Annotated in this window: 14 protein-coding genes; 4 read left to right on the top strand and 10 right to left on the bottom strand. The window is 69.8% G+C overall.

From position 1 onward, the window contains the following. Positions 1 to 216: 216 nt before the first annotated feature. The 9 genes from ACIA58_RS30900 to ACIA58_RS30860 all read right to left on the bottom strand — a co-directional run bounded on the left by ACIA58_RS30900 (position 217) and on the right by ACIA58_RS30860 (position 11692). Positions 217 to 1674, bottom strand: a complete 1458-nt coding sequence (locus ACIA58_RS30900) for an aminopeptidase P family protein (RefSeq protein WP_396407329.1) — start codon at positions 1672 to 1674, stop codon at positions 217 to 219. A gap of 18 nt (positions 1675 to 1692) precedes the next feature. Beyond that, positions 1693 to 2115, bottom strand: a complete 423-nt coding sequence (gene panD, locus ACIA58_RS30895; RefSeq protein WP_396407831.1) for an aspartate 1-decarboxylase — start codon at positions 2113 to 2115, stop codon at positions 1693 to 1695. A gap of 32 nt (positions 2116 to 2147) precedes the next feature. Beyond that, complete coding sequence (locus ACIA58_RS30890; RefSeq protein ID WP_396407328.1) at positions 2148 to 4355, bottom strand: MMPL family transporter; 2208 nt, start codon at positions 4353 to 4355, stop codon at positions 2148 to 2150. A gap of 81 nt (positions 4356 to 4436) precedes the next feature. Next, complete coding sequence (locus ACIA58_RS30885; RefSeq protein ID WP_396407327.1) at positions 4437 to 5123, bottom strand: response regulator; 687 nt, start codon at positions 5121 to 5123, stop codon at positions 4437 to 4439. After that, entirely contained in the window at positions 5026 to 6357 is a 1332-nt protein-coding gene (locus ACIA58_RS30880) for a sensor histidine kinase (RefSeq protein ID WP_396407326.1), read from the bottom strand. The genes ACIA58_RS30885 and ACIA58_RS30880 overlap by 98 nt, the downstream gene beginning before the upstream one ends. Before the next feature lie 86 nt (positions 6358 to 6443). Next, the gene (locus tag ACIA58_RS30875; protein WP_396407325.1) at positions 6444 to 7871 is read right to left on the bottom strand and encodes an FGGY family carbohydrate kinase; all 1428 of its coding nucleotides are present in this window, start codon (positions 7869 to 7871) and stop codon (positions 6444 to 6446) included. Beyond that, positions 7858 to 9255 carry a trehalose-6-phosphate synthase gene (locus ACIA58_RS30870; RefSeq protein ID WP_396407324.1) on the bottom strand — a complete coding sequence of 466 codons (1398 nt, stop codon included), beginning with the start codon at positions 9253 to 9255 and terminating at the stop codon, positions 7858 to 7860. The genes ACIA58_RS30875 and ACIA58_RS30870 overlap by 14 nt, the downstream gene beginning before the upstream one ends. 8 nt (positions 9256 to 9263) lie before the next feature. After that, complete coding sequence (locus ACIA58_RS30865) at positions 9264 to 10265, bottom strand: Gfo/Idh/MocA family protein (protein ID WP_396407323.1); 1002 nt, start codon at positions 10263 to 10265, stop codon at positions 9264 to 9266. Then, the gene (locus ACIA58_RS30860; RefSeq protein WP_396407322.1) at positions 10256 to 11692 is read right to left on the bottom strand and encodes an amidase; all 1437 of its coding nucleotides are present in this window, start codon (positions 11690 to 11692) and stop codon (positions 10256 to 10258) included. Before ACIA58_RS30860 ends, ACIA58_RS30865 begins: the two co-directional genes overlap by 10 nt. Before the next feature lie 148 nt (positions 11693 to 11840). Here ACIA58_RS30860 and ACIA58_RS30855 point away from each other — a divergent pair, with 148 nt between their 5' ends. The 3 genes from ACIA58_RS30855 to otsB are packed head-to-tail and all read left to right on the top strand — an operon-like array spanning position 11841 to position 13626. Further along, positions 11841 to 12149 carry a DUF3263 domain-containing protein gene (locus ACIA58_RS30855; RefSeq protein WP_350849296.1) on the top strand — a complete coding sequence of 103 codons (309 nt, stop codon included), beginning with the start codon at positions 11841 to 11843 and terminating at the stop codon, positions 12147 to 12149. A 2-nt stretch (positions 12150 to 12151) separates the two neighbouring features. Beyond that, positions 12152 to 12796, top strand: a complete 645-nt coding sequence (locus tag ACIA58_RS30850; RefSeq protein WP_396407321.1) for a LytR C-terminal domain-containing protein — start codon at positions 12152 to 12154, stop codon at positions 12794 to 12796. Beyond that, on the top strand, positions 12793 to 13626 hold the full coding sequence (gene otsB, locus ACIA58_RS30845; RefSeq protein ID WP_396407320.1) for a trehalose-phosphatase: 834 nt from the start codon (positions 12793 to 12795) through the stop codon (positions 13624 to 13626). Before ACIA58_RS30850 ends, otsB begins: the two co-directional genes overlap by 4 nt. On the opposite strand, the gene ACIA58_RS30840 is transcribed toward otsB, so the two are convergent. Continuing rightward, the gene (locus ACIA58_RS30840; protein ID WP_396407319.1) at positions 13592 to 14059 is read right to left on the bottom strand and encodes a hypothetical protein; all 468 of its coding nucleotides are present in this window, start codon (positions 14057 to 14059) and stop codon (positions 13592 to 13594) included. The two genes, otsB and ACIA58_RS30840, sit on opposite strands and share 35 nt — an antisense overlap. Positions 14060 to 14162: 103 nt before the next feature. Between ACIA58_RS30840 and ACIA58_RS30835 the strand changes: the two genes are divergently transcribed. Further along, positions 14163 to 15326 (top strand): Fic family protein, encoded by a 1164-nt coding sequence (locus tag ACIA58_RS30835; protein WP_396407318.1) that lies wholly within the window; start codon positions 14163 to 14165, stop codon positions 15324 to 15326. Positions 15327 to 15348: the final 22 nt, after the last annotated feature.

Here is a 15348-nt window from a genome sequence, read left to right as displayed (position 1 = left end):
GCCGGACGCCTCTGGAGCCAGGCTTGGGACAGGTTGACGTCCCGTGTTTCGTCCTGACCCATCAGCCGCCGGCCGATGCGCCGAAGGTGAAGGCTGTCGCCGGGGACCGTACGGTCCGCATCCACGGCGCGACCGCGTTGTCGAGGCGGGCAGCGGCGTCACTCACCTGCGGTTCCGGGTCGCCCGGTAGTACATCGCACCGGACGACCCGGCAGGTCAGGAGGCCATCCAGCTCTGCAGGCCCTCGACGGTGCGGGGCATGGCGTCGGAGAGGTTCTCGGCGCCGTCGGCGGTGATGAGGACGTCGTCCTCGATGCGGATGCCGATGCCGCGGAGGTCCTCGGGCACGGTGAGGTCGTCGGACTGGAAGTACAGGCCGGGCTCCACGGTGAGGACGTAGCCGGGCTGAACGGCGCCTTGGCGGTAGGTCTCGTTGCGGGCCGAGGCGCAGTCGTGGACGTCGAGGCCGAGCATGTGGCTGACGCCGTGCAGCGTGTAGCGCTGGTACAGGCGGCTCTGGGGATCGAGCGCCTCCTCGGCAGACACGGGCAGCAGCTCCATCGCGTCGAGACCGCGCACGATCACCTCCATCGCCGCCTCGTGGCCGGCGCGGAAGGCCGCACCCGGCTTGAGCGCGTCGATCCCGGCGTTCTGCGCGTCCAGCACCAGCTGGTACAGGTCCCGCTGGCGCGGCGTGAACTCGCCGCTCACCGGCAGGGTGCGGGTGATGTCGGCGGTGTACAGCTGCCGGTTCTCCACGCCCATGTCGAGCAGCATCAGCGTGCCGTCGTTCACCGGGCCGTCGTTCTCGATCCAGTGCAGCGTCGTCGCGTGCGGGCCGGCCGCGGCGATCGACGTGTAGCCGACATCGTTGCCCTCGGCCCGTGCCCGGCGCCAGAACGTGCCCTCGATCCAGCGCTCGCCGTACTGCCGGACCTTGTCCATCTCCGCGAGTACGTCGGAGAACCCGCGGTGCGTGATCGCGACCGCGTCCCGCAGCTGATCGAGCTCGTACGCGTCCTTGACCAGCCGCAGCTCCGACAGGGTCGCCGCGAACTCGCCGTCCTTCAGCTGATCCGTCCGGGCGCCGCTCAGCAGCGCGGCGATCGACTCGTCCTCGTCGCGGCGGACACGGGTCGGTACGTCGCCCTTGAGCGCGTCGGCGAGCTGGTCGACGTGGCGCGTCTCGAGGCCGAACTCCTTGGCGGTCTCCGTCAGCGAAGGACGCCGGCCGGCCCAGAGCTCGCCGTACATCCGGTCGCGCCAGAATTCCTCGCCCTGGGCGCGGTCGGCGCGCGGGCGGAAGTACAGGACCGCGTCGTGTCCGGTGGTGCCGTTCGGCTCGAGGACGAGGACGGCGTCGGAGGTCTGGTTGCCGGTCAGCCAGACGTAGTCGGTGTGCGGGCGGAAGACGTAGTCGGTGTCGTTGGAACGAACCTTGTACGTGCCGGCCGGGATGACGAGCCGCTCGCCCGGGAACGCCTGCGACAGCGCGTCCCGCCGCTTCGCCGCCCACACGCCGACATCGCTCAGCTCCAGGTCGTGCCGCTCGGAGTCGGCCCACCCCGAGTTCATGAAGGCCCGCAGCTTCGGACTCGGCTCGTTGTCGTGCGAGGCGGTCTTCGGCGCTGCCGCGTCGGTGGTCTCGGTGGTCTCAGCGGTGTTCTCGGTCATCCTCGACCAGTCCTCATCTCAACGCGGGGTGTGCAGTTGGTCGCCGCGGAGCGTGCCGCTGTCGGGAAGCGCCTCGGCGGGGTCGGAGCCGATGCGGGTGATCGCATTGTGCTCGTCCACGAAGACTACGCTCGGCTCGAAGACCTTGGCCTCCGCGGTGTCGAACATCCCGTACGCGATCAGGATGACCAGATCACCCGGATGGATCAGGTGCGCCGCGGCCCCGTTGATCCCCACCACCCCGGACCCGCGCGGCCCCTCGATCAGGTACGTCGACAGCCGCTGCCCGTTGGTGACATCGACGATGTCAACCTTCTCGCCGGGCAGCAGATCCGCCGCGTCCATCAGATCCGCGTCGAGCGTGCACGATCCGACATAGTGCAGGTCCGCCTGCGTCACCGTCGCCCGGTGGACCTTGGACTTCATGATCTCGCGCCACATGCCGGTCATGATCCGGTCCCGGCGGCGCGTTGTCAGTGGCCGCGATCACGGCTGGCCAGTTCGGGTTCGCGCGGCTCGGGGGCGGGCGGGAGGTGACGGCGCAGCGTCTCGCCCTCGATGTCGACGTTCGGGAGGAGGCGGTCGAGCCGGCGCGGGAGGTACCAGGCGCGGCGGCCGAGGAGGGCCATCACGGCGGGGACGATGGTCATCCGGACGACGAAGGCGTCGATCGCGACGGCGAGCGCGAGGCCGAACCCCATCTCCCGGATCAGCGTCTGGCCGGACAGGATGAAGCCGGAGAAGACCGCCGTCATGATCACGGCCGCCGCGGTGACCACCCGGGCGCCGTGGGCGAACCCGTCGACGACGGCGGCTCGCGGCTCGCCGCCGTGAACGTGTTCCTCCCGCATCCGGGTGACCAGGAAGATCTGGTAGTCCATCGCGAGCCCGAAGACCACGCCGATGAGGAAGATCGGCAGCATGCTGATCACCGGACCGGTCTGCCCCTCGATCCCGAACAGCCCGGCCAGCCGGCCCCACTGGAACACCGCGACCACCGCACCGAACGTCGCCGCGACGGTCAGCAGGAACCCGAGCGTCGCCTTCAACGGCACCAGCACCGACCGGAACACCAGCATCAGCAGCAGGAACGCCAACCCGATGATCAGCGACAGATAGGGCACCAGCGCACCGCCGAGCTTGTCCGAGATGTCGATGTTGACCGCGGTCGCACCCGTGACGGACACCTCCGCGCCGCCGGCGTCGGGCAGCGCCCGGATCGCCTTGACCAGCTCGTGCGTCTGCGTCGCGCTCGGACCGGTCGCGGGAATGACCGTCAGCAAAGCCGTGTTCCCAGCCGGGTTGAAGGTCGGCGGCGTCACCAAGGTCACATCCGGCAGCCCGCGTACGGCGGTCGCCGTTGCCCCCGCCGCAGCGGCAGGGTCGGCGGATGCGCCGGCGTCGACCACGACCATCAGCGGACCGTTGAATCCGGCGCCGAAGCCCTCGGAGAGCAGCTCGTACGCCTTGCGCTGGGTGGAATCAGGGGCCGCGGTGCTGTCGTCGGGCAGCCCGAGCTCGAGATCGGTCGCCGGGAGTGCCAGCGCGCCGAGACCGATCACCGTTACCAGCAGCACCGCGACCGGCCGTCGGGTGACGAGCCGGCCCCACCGCCGTCCGGCCGAAACCCGGCCCGCGGCCTCGGGATCGCCGGCCCGCAGCCCTGGGATCCGGCCGCCGAGCACCCGGCGCCCCGCGAATCCCAGCAGCGCGGGCAGCAGGGTCAGCGCGATCGCCACCGCGAGTACGACGGTGAACGCGGCGGCCAGCCCCATCTGGGTCAGGAACGGGATGTCGACCACGAACAGCCCGGCCAGCGCGATCACCACGGTGAGTCCCGCGAACACCACCGCGGATCCGGCCGTGCCGACCGCGCGACCGGCCGCCTCGTCCGGCTCCAGTCCGGTGCTCAGCTCGTGCCGGTACCGCGACATGATGAAGAGCGAGTAGTCGATCGACACGGCCAGCCCGATCATCAACGCCAGGATCGGCGTGCCCGAACCGATGTCGATGAACCCGCTGGCGGCCGAGATCGCGGTCACGCCGATGCCTACGCCGATGATTGCCGACAGCAACGGTAGGCCGGCCGCGATCAGCGAGCCGAAGGTGATCAGCAGGACGACGGCGGCCACCCCGATCCCGATCACCTCGGTCAGGCTCTGGCTGTCCTGCGCCTGCATGGCGTCGCCGCCGTACTCGACCGTGAGTCCGGTCGCACGTGCCGGCTCCACCGCGGTGGCTACCGCGTCCTGCGCCTCCGGGCTGACCTCCTGCGCCGTGACGTCGTACGTCACCTGGGCGTAGCCCGTCCGGCCGTCGGCGGAGATCGCCTTTGCGGCAAAGGGGTCCACGACCCTGGCGACCTGGGGCGCGTGGTCGATCCGGCCGAGGGTCTGCTGCACCTGCGCGGTGTTCGCGGCGTCGGTCAGCTTCTGGCCGGGTGGCGCCTGGAAGACGATGCGGGCGGTCGCGCTGTCGGCACCGGCCTGCGGGAACCGGTCCTGGAGCAGGTCGGCCGCCCGCTGCGACTCGGTGCCCGGGATCGAGAAGCCGTTGGCAGTCGGGCCGGACAGTGCGGCCGCGCCGGCGATGCCGGCGGCGAGGAGCCCCAGCCACACCAGAACCACCAGCCGGCGACGGCGGAACGCGAACCGGCCGAGCCGGTACAGATAGGTAGCCATGCGGCCGATGCTTCCGGCCGCGCTCCGTCACGCGCGTCGGCCAGCCGCGGGCATCTCGCCGTACTGCGTCCGCCGTACGGGCTACTGCGCTCGCGGTACGACGGCGCCCGGCCGAACCAGTCCGGTCTGGTAGGCGAGCACGACCAACTGCGCACGGTCACGGCAATCGAGCTTCACCATGGCGCGATTGACGTGCGTCTTCGCGGTCGACGGCGAGAGGACGAGGCGCACGGCGATCTCGTCGTTGGACAGACCCAGCGCGACCAGGCCGACGATCTCGCGTTCGCGCTCGGTCAGTACGTCGAGCACCGACGGGCCGATGGTCTGGCTGGTCTGCGGCTCGGCCAGGAAGCGGTTCATCAGGCCGCGGACCGCCTTCGGGGAGAGCAGAGCGTCACCGCGGGCGACCACGCGGATGGCGTCGATCAGCTCGGCCGGCTCGACGCTCTTGCCGAGGAAGCCGCTGGCGCCGGCGCGGATCGCGTCGAACACGTATTCGTCCACCTCGAACGTGGTCAGGATCAGCACCTTCACGCCCGCGAGCGCCTCGTCCTCACTGATCATCCGGGTCGCCGCGAGGCCGTCGACCTCCGGCATCCGGATGTCCATCAGCACCACGTCGGCCCGCTCGGTCCGGGCCAGCTCGACCGCCTCCCGGCCGTTCGCCGCCTCAGCAACAACCTCCAGATCGGGTGCTGAATTCACCAGCACCCGGAACCCGCTGCGGATCAGCGTCTGGTCGTCGGCCAGCAGTACCCGGATCGTCACCCACAACTCCCGTCTCGAGAGGAAGAACCGCATGGACACCGAACCCGCCACCCGGCTCCGGCCCTGTCGTCAGCTGACCGCCCACGGCGGCCACGCGCTCTCGCATGCCGACAAGTCCGTGACCCGCGCCCAGGTGGGAGGCGGTGGGGTGGAGCGGGTGCCCCCAGCCTGCTGAGGCGGCTGCTGCGCTCTGCGTCGCCGCTTCGCCGGCGTGCGCCGTTCGGCCGGCGTCGGCTACGTCGATCGTGAGGGCGTCGGTGGAGCGGGTGAGGCGGACTCTGGCAGCCGCTCCGGTCGCGTGTTTCAGCACGTTGGTGAGGGACTCCTGGACGATGCGGTACGCAGTCAGCTCTATGACGTCCGGAAGGTCGCCGATGGAGTCGGGCGGGACCCAGTCGACCTTCACACCTGCTGCGGTGAAGGAATCGACCAGGGCGCCTAGCTCGTGCAGGGACGGCGTCGGCGCTGTCGGCAGGGGAGAGCCAGAGCGGCGGAGCACGCCGAGTAGGACGGTGAGCTCCTGCAGCACCGTGCGGCCGCCGGATCGAACCAGCGCCAGGGCTCGCTCGGCCTCGTCCGGCTGAGTACGCAGTACGTGCGCAGCGACACCGGACTGCACGTTCATCAGTGCGATGTGGTGAGCGATCACGTCGTGCAGCTCGTGCGCGATCCGCAGTCGTTCCTCGATCACCCGGCGCTGCGCTTCCTCGTCACGGGACTGCTCGGCACGCAGAGCCCGCTCCTCCAGCTCCCGCAGGTACGCGCGCCGGTACTGCGTCGCCTCACCGATGCATGCGCCGACCAGCACGACCAGCCCGTTCACCAGGTTCGCGAACAGCTCGCCGTCGGTGTACACGGCCGCCGCGACCACCGTCACCGCCACCACCGACACGATCGCGGCCGCCCGGGTACGACGTTCGGTCCGCTGGACCACCATGTACGCCGCGCACGCCATGAACAGCCCGATCGGGCTCTTGGCCTGCTGCGTGATCGTGTACGTGACCCCGACCAGCGTTGTCAGCGCCAACGCGACCACAGGCGCCCGCCGCCGCAGCAGCATGAACACAGCGCCCGCAATCGCCAGCACCGCCCCGGACAGGGTCAGCTCGGTGTGGCCGTGCTGCCGCTGCCCCAGCGCGACCCCGTTGAGCACGAGAATCGTGGCCGCCAGCACGCTGTCCAGCACCAGCGGGGGCACCCGGAGCTCCCGCCACCGCCGTGACACCGCGTCCATGCCTTCACAGTACGTGGCGACCAACCCGCCGGCGTCGTCCTCAGGCTGTATCCACGCCGTACCGCGAACGCAGTACGACCAGAGCGTCAGGCCGGGTCTTTGGACGCTTGTACGGCGAGGTCCCGCAGCGCCTCGTAGCGCGGGCGCATGGCTGCGACTCTGGCGACCTCGGCATCGACCGGCGTCAGATGTTCCCCGCCTGGCGACGGGGAGAGCCCCAGTGCCACGGCCGCAGCACCACGGGCGCCGACCTCGGCCTCCGCACACACAGTGGTCGGGCGGGCGAACGTCGCGGTCAGGCAGCGTCGCCACCACTCGGACGCGTCGATGCCGCCACCACCCAGTACGACGTCCAGCTGCCGGCCGAACAGCGTGTCGAGCCTGCGCAGCCCGAGATCGACCTCCAGCGACGCACCCTGCAACGACGCCGCCAGCAGGTCCGCGGCCGTGTCGTCGAACGACAAGCCGAAGAACACCCCGGACCCGCTCGGCACGGTCGCCGGCGGCCTGGTCCCGGCCATGAACGGGATCGCGATCGCCCGCGACGCCCCGACCTCCACGCCCGCCAGCTCGTCGGACTCCAGCCGCAGTACGCCGGTCAGCCACGCGTGCAGGTTCCCAGCCGCGGAGAACGCCATCCCGGTCACCGCGCGCTTGTCGTCGACCCGGTACCGCCACAGCTCCCACGGCAGCTCGGGTGCGTCGTCGATCGGATGCACGACGCGTACCGCGGCCGACGTCCCGACGGTCACCGCCGCGGTACCCACGTCGTACCCGCCCGTCCCCACATTGGACGCCGCACCATCACCCGTCGGCGGATGCACGGGTACGCCGACCAGCCCGGGCCAGCGGCGCGAGTACTCCGCGGACAACGACCCGGTCCACCCGGTCGGCACGATCGACGGCAGGCGGTCCGCGTGTACACCGGCGATGTCCAGCGCCTCGTCGTCGTACGTGCCGGTGGCCAGATCGAGCGTCCCGGTTCCGGAGGCGATCGAAACCGAGGTGACCCGCTCGCCGGTCAATCGCTCGAGCACGAGATCGGGCAGCCCGGCGAACTCGGCCGGTGAGCCGGTCGCCAGCAGCCACGGGATCCGGCGCGTCCAGTACAGCCGGTGCAGCCACGTGCCGGTGCGGGCGTGGAAGGCGCGCTCGTCGAACGACGGATCCAGGTCCGGGTCGACCGAGCGCGTGTCGGCCCAGGTGACCACCGGCGTCAGCGCGTCGCCCTTGTTGTCCAGGGCAACGATCGAGTGCCACTGCGAGGACAGCACGATCGCGCCGATGTCCTCGAGATGGCCGTTCTGCTGCAGCTCGTCCAGGCAGCCGAGCAGCCCTTCGACGTACTCGTGCAGGTCGAGCGTCGCGGATCCGTCCGAGCCGTACGCCGGCGCGATCTTGTGCCGGGCCAATGCGCCTGGGATCGGCGACGCATCGTCGTCGGACAGCACCAGTGCGCGCGCCGACGACGTACCGAGATCGAGAGCGAGGACGCGCCCCTCAGTCTTCGTCATGGAGGGCCTTGAGGAACGTCTGGGCCCAGACATTCACGTCGTGCGCGGCGAGGTGCTTGCGCATCGCCTTCATCCGCCGGCCGAGCTGGCGGTCATCGGTGTTCATCGCGTCGACGATCGTGTCCTTCATCCCGTTGATGTCGTGCGGGTTCACCAGGAACGCCTGCCGGAACTCGTCCGCGGCGCCGGCGAACTCGCTCAGCACGAGCGCGCCCGTGTCGTCGTACCGCGTCGACACGTACTCCTTCGCGACCAGGTTCATGCCGTCCCGCAGCGGCGTCACCACCGCCACGTCGGCGGCCCGGAACAGCGCCGCCATCTCGGTCCGCGAGTACGACGTGTGCAGGTAGTTGATCGCCGGCGTGCCGATCCGGCCGTGCTCCCCGTTGATCCGGCCGACGAGCAGCTCGATCTCGTCGCGGAGCACGCGGTACTGCTCGACCCGCTCGCGGGACGGCGTCGCCACCTGGATGAACACCGCGTCGTCGACGGAGATCCGCTTCTCGTCCAGGAGCTCGCCGAACGCCCGCAGCCGCTGCCGGATGCCCTTGGTGTAGTCGAGCCGGTCGACCCCGAGCAGGATGTGCGTCGGGTTGCCGACCTCTTGGCGCATCTCGGCCGCGCGGGCCGTGGTCTCGGGCTGACGGGCCAGGTTCTCCAGCTCGTTGACGTCGATCGAGATCGGGAAGGCCTTCGCGCGGACGATCCGGTCGTCCGGCAGGTGGATGCGGTCGCCGCGGGTCCGCAGGCCCATCCGGTTGCGGGCCAGCCGGGCGAAGTTGGAGGCGGCCCCCGGTCTTTGGAAGCCGACCAGGTCCGCGCCCATCAGCCCGTCCAGGATCTGCCGCCGCCACGGCATCTGCGCGAACAGCTCGGTCGGTGGGAAGGGGATGTGCAGGAAGAACCCGATCCGTACGTCGGGGCGCAGCCGGCGCAGCATCGCGGGGACGAGCTGCAGCTGGTAGTCATGCACCCAGACGTCGGCGTTGTCGTCGGCGGCGTCAGCGGCCGCCTCCGCGAACCTGCGATTCACCGCGACATACGACTCCCACCACTCGCGGTGGAACTCCGGCGCCACGATCACGTCGTGGTACAGCGGCCAGAGCGTCGCGTTGGAGAAACCTTCGTAGTACAGCTGGACGTCCTCGGCCGACAGCATCACCGGGACCAGGTGCATGCCGTCGTTGTCGAACGGATCCACCTTCTCGTCCGGGCTGCCGGTCCAGCCGATCCACGCGCCGTGGTGGTTCTGCATCACCGGGGCCAGTGCGGTGACCAGGCCGCCTGGGCTGCGGCGCCACGCCGTACTGCCGTCGGGCATCTCGATCCGGTCGACCGGCAGCCGGTTGGCCACCACTACGAAGGAACTCCTACCGTTCGGCATCTTCAGCGTCATCCACTCAGGTCGTCGTCGTCACCGGGGTAGCGGACCCCGATCTGTCTCCGGGTCTCGTCGAGCAGGTCGAGAATCTCGAGGGTGGCGGCGTGGGGCAACGCAGCTACTTCGATCGCCCCCGCACGCAGCGCATCCATCACCGCGCTTGCCTCGTAGTGGTACCCACGCCCATGCGTCGGTACGTCGATCCGCTCCGCTCCGGCAGCGGTCGTACGCACGTAGTACTCGGGGTGGTGGAAGCGGTGCGGCAGCTGCAGACTGCCCTCCGGACCGCTGATCGAGGCGACCCACGGGTTCTGCGAACGCAGACCGCAGGTGAGCGCCGCGACCGCGCCGGAGTCGTACCGCCAGGCCATGGCGACGTTCAGGTCGACGCCGTCTTCGTTGAGCGAGCCGACGGCCTTCAGCTCGGCCGGACGGCCCAGTGCCAGATAGGCGAACGTCATCGGGTAGATGCCGCCGTCCATCAGCGAGCCGCCGCCGAGTGCCGGGTCGAGCAGCCGCGACGGCAGGGACGGTTTGTGGAACGCGAAGTCCGCAACGACCTGCTGCGGCTCGCCGATCACGCCGCCGGCGAGGTCCTCGAAGACGGCCTCGATCACCGGGTTGGTCCGCATCCACATCGCCTCGGCGAACAGCGTCTTGTGCTCGGCCGCGACCGCGACCAGATCCCGCGCCTGCTTCGCCGTCAGTGTGACCGGCTTCTCACACAGCACGGCGACACCGGCCTGCAACGCGGTCCGCGCGATCGCGTAGTGCTGCGGATGCGGCGTACCGATGTAGATGACGTCGACGTCGCCGGAGTCGATCAGCTTGCGGTAGTCGTCGTACGCGCCCGGAATGCCGAACTCGGCGGCGAAACGGTTCGCGCTGTCCTGGGACCTGGACGCGACCGCCGTGGCGACGGCGTCGTCGGGGAGCAGCCCCAGATCGTGCGTGAACTGGGTCGAGATGTTGCCAGTAGCAACGATGCCCCATCTGACACGGTCTATACCCACTGGGTTAACTCCGGGGTCGGGAACGGTCCGTCTGCTGCGATTCTCGCGGTTTCGAACGCGTGAGCCAAGCGAATGAGCGTGACCTCACTCCGCGCGGTACCGCTGAACGTGAGCCCGACCGGCAGTCCGGAGACCATCCCGGACGGCATCGAGAGCAGCGGATAGCCGGCCAGGGCGGCGTGCGAGGACGAGCCGCCGAGGACGTGGTCGCCGTTGACCAGGTCGATGGCCCAGGCCGGGGAGTACGACGGACTGACCAGCGCGTCGAGCTGGTTGTCGCGGAGGAGGTCGTCGATACCGTCCCGGCCGGCGCGGAGCGCGGTCAGGCGCGCGGCGACGTACACCGGGGAGCTGAGGCCCTCCGTGGTCGCGGCCCGTTCGAACAGCTCCTGCCCGAACCACTGCAGCTCCTGGTCTGCATGCTCCTTATTGAAGGCAATCAGGTCGTCCAGCGTGCGCGGGCCGCCGGGAGCGCGGGTGGCCAGGTACGCGGCCAGGTCGACCTTCAGCTCATGCGCCAGCACCTGCAGCTGGTCCTCGTCGCCACCGGGCGTCGGCAGGGACAGGTGGTCGACCAGAGTGGCCCCGCAGCGGCTGAGGATCTCCAGCGCGTGTTCGGTGGCCTGGTCGAGTCCGGTCGAATAGCCCCACAGCGGACCCCGCGGTACGCCGATGCGCACGTTGCTGAGGTCTGTGCCGCGACAGTGCTCGGTGTAATCGATCTGCCCGCCGGTGAGGACCGTCAGCAGTGCTGCCGCCTGGGTGACGGTCCTGGTCATCGGACCGGCGGTGTCCTGCGAGTGCGAGATCGGGACGATGCCCTGCTGTGGGATCAGGCCCACGGTGGGCTTCAGGCCGACGATGCCGTTCAGTGCGGCCGGGCAGACGATCGAGCCGTTGGTCTCGGTGCCGATCGCGTAGTCCGCCAGCCCGGCGGCGACCGCGGCGCCGGAACCGGACGAGGAGCCGCCCGCGGAGCGGTTCAGGGCGTACGGGTTGCGGGTCAGGCCGCCGTACGCGCTCCAGCCGGAGGAGGACGCCGCGCCGCGGAAGTTGGCCCACTCGCTCAGGTTGGTCTTGCCCAGGATCACGCAGCCGGCCTCGCGGAGCCGCCGTACCAGCGGGGCGTCGTCCGGCGGCGGTGGCTGGTCGGCCAGGGCCAGCGAGCCGGCTGTGGTCGGCAGGTCGGCGGTGTCGATGTTGTCCTTGACCAGGACCGGTACGCCGTGCAGCGGGCCACGGACACGCCCCTCGTCACGCTCGGTGTCGAGGCGGGCGGCTTCGGTGAGAGCGGCGGGGTTGGGCGTGCAGATGGCGTTGACCAGCGGGTCCACCTCACGAATCCGGGTCTGCAGCTCGTCCACCAGCGCCACTGACTTGAATTCCTTGCCCGCCCCACCGCCCCGGTCGGAAAGAGTTGAGCTCACTCCGCTGATCCTGCCAGAGTTGGTGACACCCGGCCGTCCCCGTACGACACGCTCCGTGTCGTGTCACGGGTGAATGACATCGCTGTTGTTCAACACGTACAGTGGAGCGCGGACGGACGATCACCGACCGCACAGGAGTTACCAGCAGATGGACAGCGCCAACGCCAGCTCTTCCGGCCCCGCCGAAGCTGCGCAGCCGGCCGTTGCCGGGCTCTCCGAACGGGACGGAGCCATCCTCGCGTTCGAGCGGCACTGGTGGAAGTACGCCGGTGCCAAGGAGCAGGCGATCCGGGATCAGTTCCAGATGTCGGCGACCCGGTACTACCAGGTTCTGAACGCACTCATCGACCGGCCCGAGGCCCTCGCGCACGACCCGCTGCTGGTCAAGCGCCTGCGCCGCCTCCGTGCCGCCCGCCAGCGCGCCCGCTCCGCACGCCGACTGGGCATCGAGGTCTGACCATGTCCCGCCCACGTGGCGACCGGGGTCAAGTGCTGTCTTCCCTCGTCGCGGTGGCTGCCGTCGTCGCGATCGTCGCCGGCCTGCTGGTGCTGTTCGGGACACGCGGGCACGACGACAAGGCCGACGAGCCGAACGGCGCGGCGTCGAAGCCGAGCACCAAGCCGCCGGCCAAACCGTCGGTCAAACCGTCGGAGGGCCCTTCCACGGTCGCAGCGAGCATCCCGCGGCCCTCGACGCAGACCACGACGCCGCCGGAGGTCACGCCGTCGAAGGCGCCGACGAGCGCACCGTCGTCGACCGCGCCCACCGAGCCGACGTCGCAACCCACGCAGCCGCCCGGGACCCAGCCGGTGACCATTCCGGTGGAGGAGCGGCCGGCGATCGAGGTGTACAACAACACGCCGCGCAAGGGCCTGGCCGACGAGGTCGCGGGCCGCGCCCGGCAGGCCGGGTGGACGGTGGCCGGCTCGCCGGACAACTGGCACGGCAAGGTCGCCGAAAGCACCGTGTACTACCCGCCCGGCATGCTCGAAGCCGCGAACCAGCTCGCCCACGACATCGGCGTCGGCCGGAGCAAGGGCGCCCTGGACAACATGAAGAAGGATCGCCTGACCGTGATCCTCACCTCGGACTACGCCGGATGAGTACTCCGGTCATCCAGACCGACTCCGGACGCGCAGGCTGGGAAGCCATCGTCGCCGATCCGGCCACCGCAGTGATCTCGACCGACTTCGACGGTGTGCTCTCGCCGCTCGTCGAGGACCCGGCACGGGCCCGGCCGGTCGAGGGTGCGCTGGACGCGCTGGCGCGGCTGGCCCGCTCGGTCGGCCAGGTGGCGATCGTGACCGGGCGCCCCGCCCTGGTGGCCACGGAGCTGTCCGGCGTCACCGCTCACCCCGGACTGGGCAGGCTCGTGGTGCTCGGCCACTACGGGCTGGAGCGGTGGGACGCGACGACCGGCAAGGTGACGACCGCCCCGGTGCCGGCGGGGGTCTCGACGGCTCGGGATCGCCTGCCGGGTCTGCTGAGCGAGGCCGGCGTGCCGGATGCGTTCGTGGAGGACAAGGCCAGCTCGCTGGCTGTGCACACGCGTCGGCTGGACGATCCTGCTGGGGCGTTCAACCTGCTCAAGGGCCCGATGACCGCGCTGGCCGAGGAGACCGAGTTGCGGCTGGAGCCGGGCAACCTCGTCCTCGAACTACGACCGCCGGGTATCGACAAGGGCGTCGCGATCCGCAGCCTGATCGAGTCGGCCGGGGCCCGGTCGATCCTGTACGCCGGGGACGACCTGGGCGACCTCGCCGCATTCCAGGCGATCAACGAGCAGCGCGGGAGCGGGCTGAACGCGGTACTGCTGGCGACGCGGTCGTCGAACGCGACCGAGCTGATCGAGGCCGCGGACATCGTCGTCGACGATCCCAGCGGCGTGGTCACCGTCCTCACGGCCCTTTCGGACGCGATCTCAGCACGCTGAACGCCTGCGTGACGGTCTTGCCGAGCGGCTGGATCGGCCGTTCGACGTACCCGCCCTCCTTCAGGTTGGCGAGCCGCTCGAACGGGTTCCGCGACGCCGGATCGCCGGTCAGCAGGAACGAGATCACCACGCCGACGACGTACAGCGGCAGCATCGGCAGGCCGATCAGGCAGAAGTACTGCCAGGAGTGCCGCTCCTCGTGCCGCACGAGAGCCGGGTCGTCGAAGTAGGAACGGTCGTGCTTGCTCAGGATGACGTTCCCGATCGTGAACGCGCCCGCGACCGGGAAGCCGAGCTTGTAGCCGTTGGCGAAGAACAGGCCGCGCGGGCCGCGGGTGAATCTGGCACGCCCCAGCACGCCGACGAGAACGCCGGCGAGGGTCGACAAGTTGAGGAAATTCCCCACAAGCTTCACCCTCTGCCAGCCGGTCATGGGGCTCAGTATCGGCGTGCGGGCCGCGTTTGTCTCGATGTCGCAATCATCAGGACATCGCAGTAAGATGTCCTAAGAATTGCGACATTAGGACATGGGGTCGATGACTACTTTCAGTACACCGGAGCCGGACGTCGAGGACCGACAGGTTCTCGAGCAGATTCACGCGTTCCGGTCCGAGCTGACCGACGTACTGCGTGTGCCCCGGCGATGGGCGGGCGGCCTGCGGCGGAGCATGCTGGCGCGGGCGATCCAGGGGTCGAACAGCATCGAGGGGTACGACGTCAAGCTCGACGACGCCGCGGCTGCGCTGGACGACGAGGAAGCACTGAGTGCCGACGAGCGTACGTTCGCCGAGATCCGCGGGTACCGGCAGGCGCTCGGTTATGTGCTGGCAATGGCCAAGGATGCGGACTTCAGGCTCGATGTCTCGGCCGTTCGCGGGATGCATTTCATGATGCTCAGCCACGACCTGTCGAAGAGCCCGGGGAGCTACCGGCCCGGTGTGGTCTACGTGCATGACGAGGCAACAGGTGAGAACGTCTATCAAGGTCCGCCGGCCGAGGACGTCCCTGCGCTTGTCGCCGAACTGATGGACGATCTGGCGGCCGACACCTCAACCGATCCGCTGGTCCAAGCGGCGATGGCCCACCTGAACCTGGTCATGATCCACCCGTTCCGCGACGGGAACGGCCGGATGGCCCGCGCCCTCCAGACCCTCGTGCTGTCGCGCGGCGGTATCGGTGAGCCTGCGTTCTCCAGCATCGAGGAGTGGCTGGGCGGCAACACCGAGGAGTACTACCGGGTGCTGGCAGCCACCGGCGCCGGGGCATGGCATCCCGACCGATCGGCGGCGCTCTGGCTGAAGTTCAATCTGCGCGCACATCACATTCAGGCGCAGACGGTACGGCGCCGGTATCGCGAAGCCGGCCGGCTGTGGCTGGCGTTCGACGAGCTGATCGAGAAGCACGGCCTGGCCGATCGCGTCGCCGACGAGCTGTTCGACGCGTCCTTGGGATTCCGCATGCGTCGAGCGACCTACGTGCGCCGTGCCGGGATCGAGGAGCGGACCGCGTCCCGCGACCTTGCCCGGCTGACTGACCTGGAGCTGTTCCGTGCGGTCGGCGAGACGAAGGGCCGGCACTACGTGATGGGCGATCGGCTCGCCGAGGTTGTTCAGGAGGTCCTCTCCACCCGAGATCAGTTGGTCGATCCGTATCCCTGGATGCCTGAGAGGTTGGCAACAGCGCCGAGGCCGGTCCGCTAGTTGTCGGTGGGGTGGGTAAGAC

The sequence above is a fragment of the Kribbella sp. NPDC051586 genome, assembly GCF_044453965.1.
Classification (GTDB): Bacteria; Actinomycetota; Actinomycetes; order Propionibacteriales; family Kribbellaceae; genus Kribbella.
This window is presented reverse-complemented; position numbering and strand designations above follow the sequence as displayed.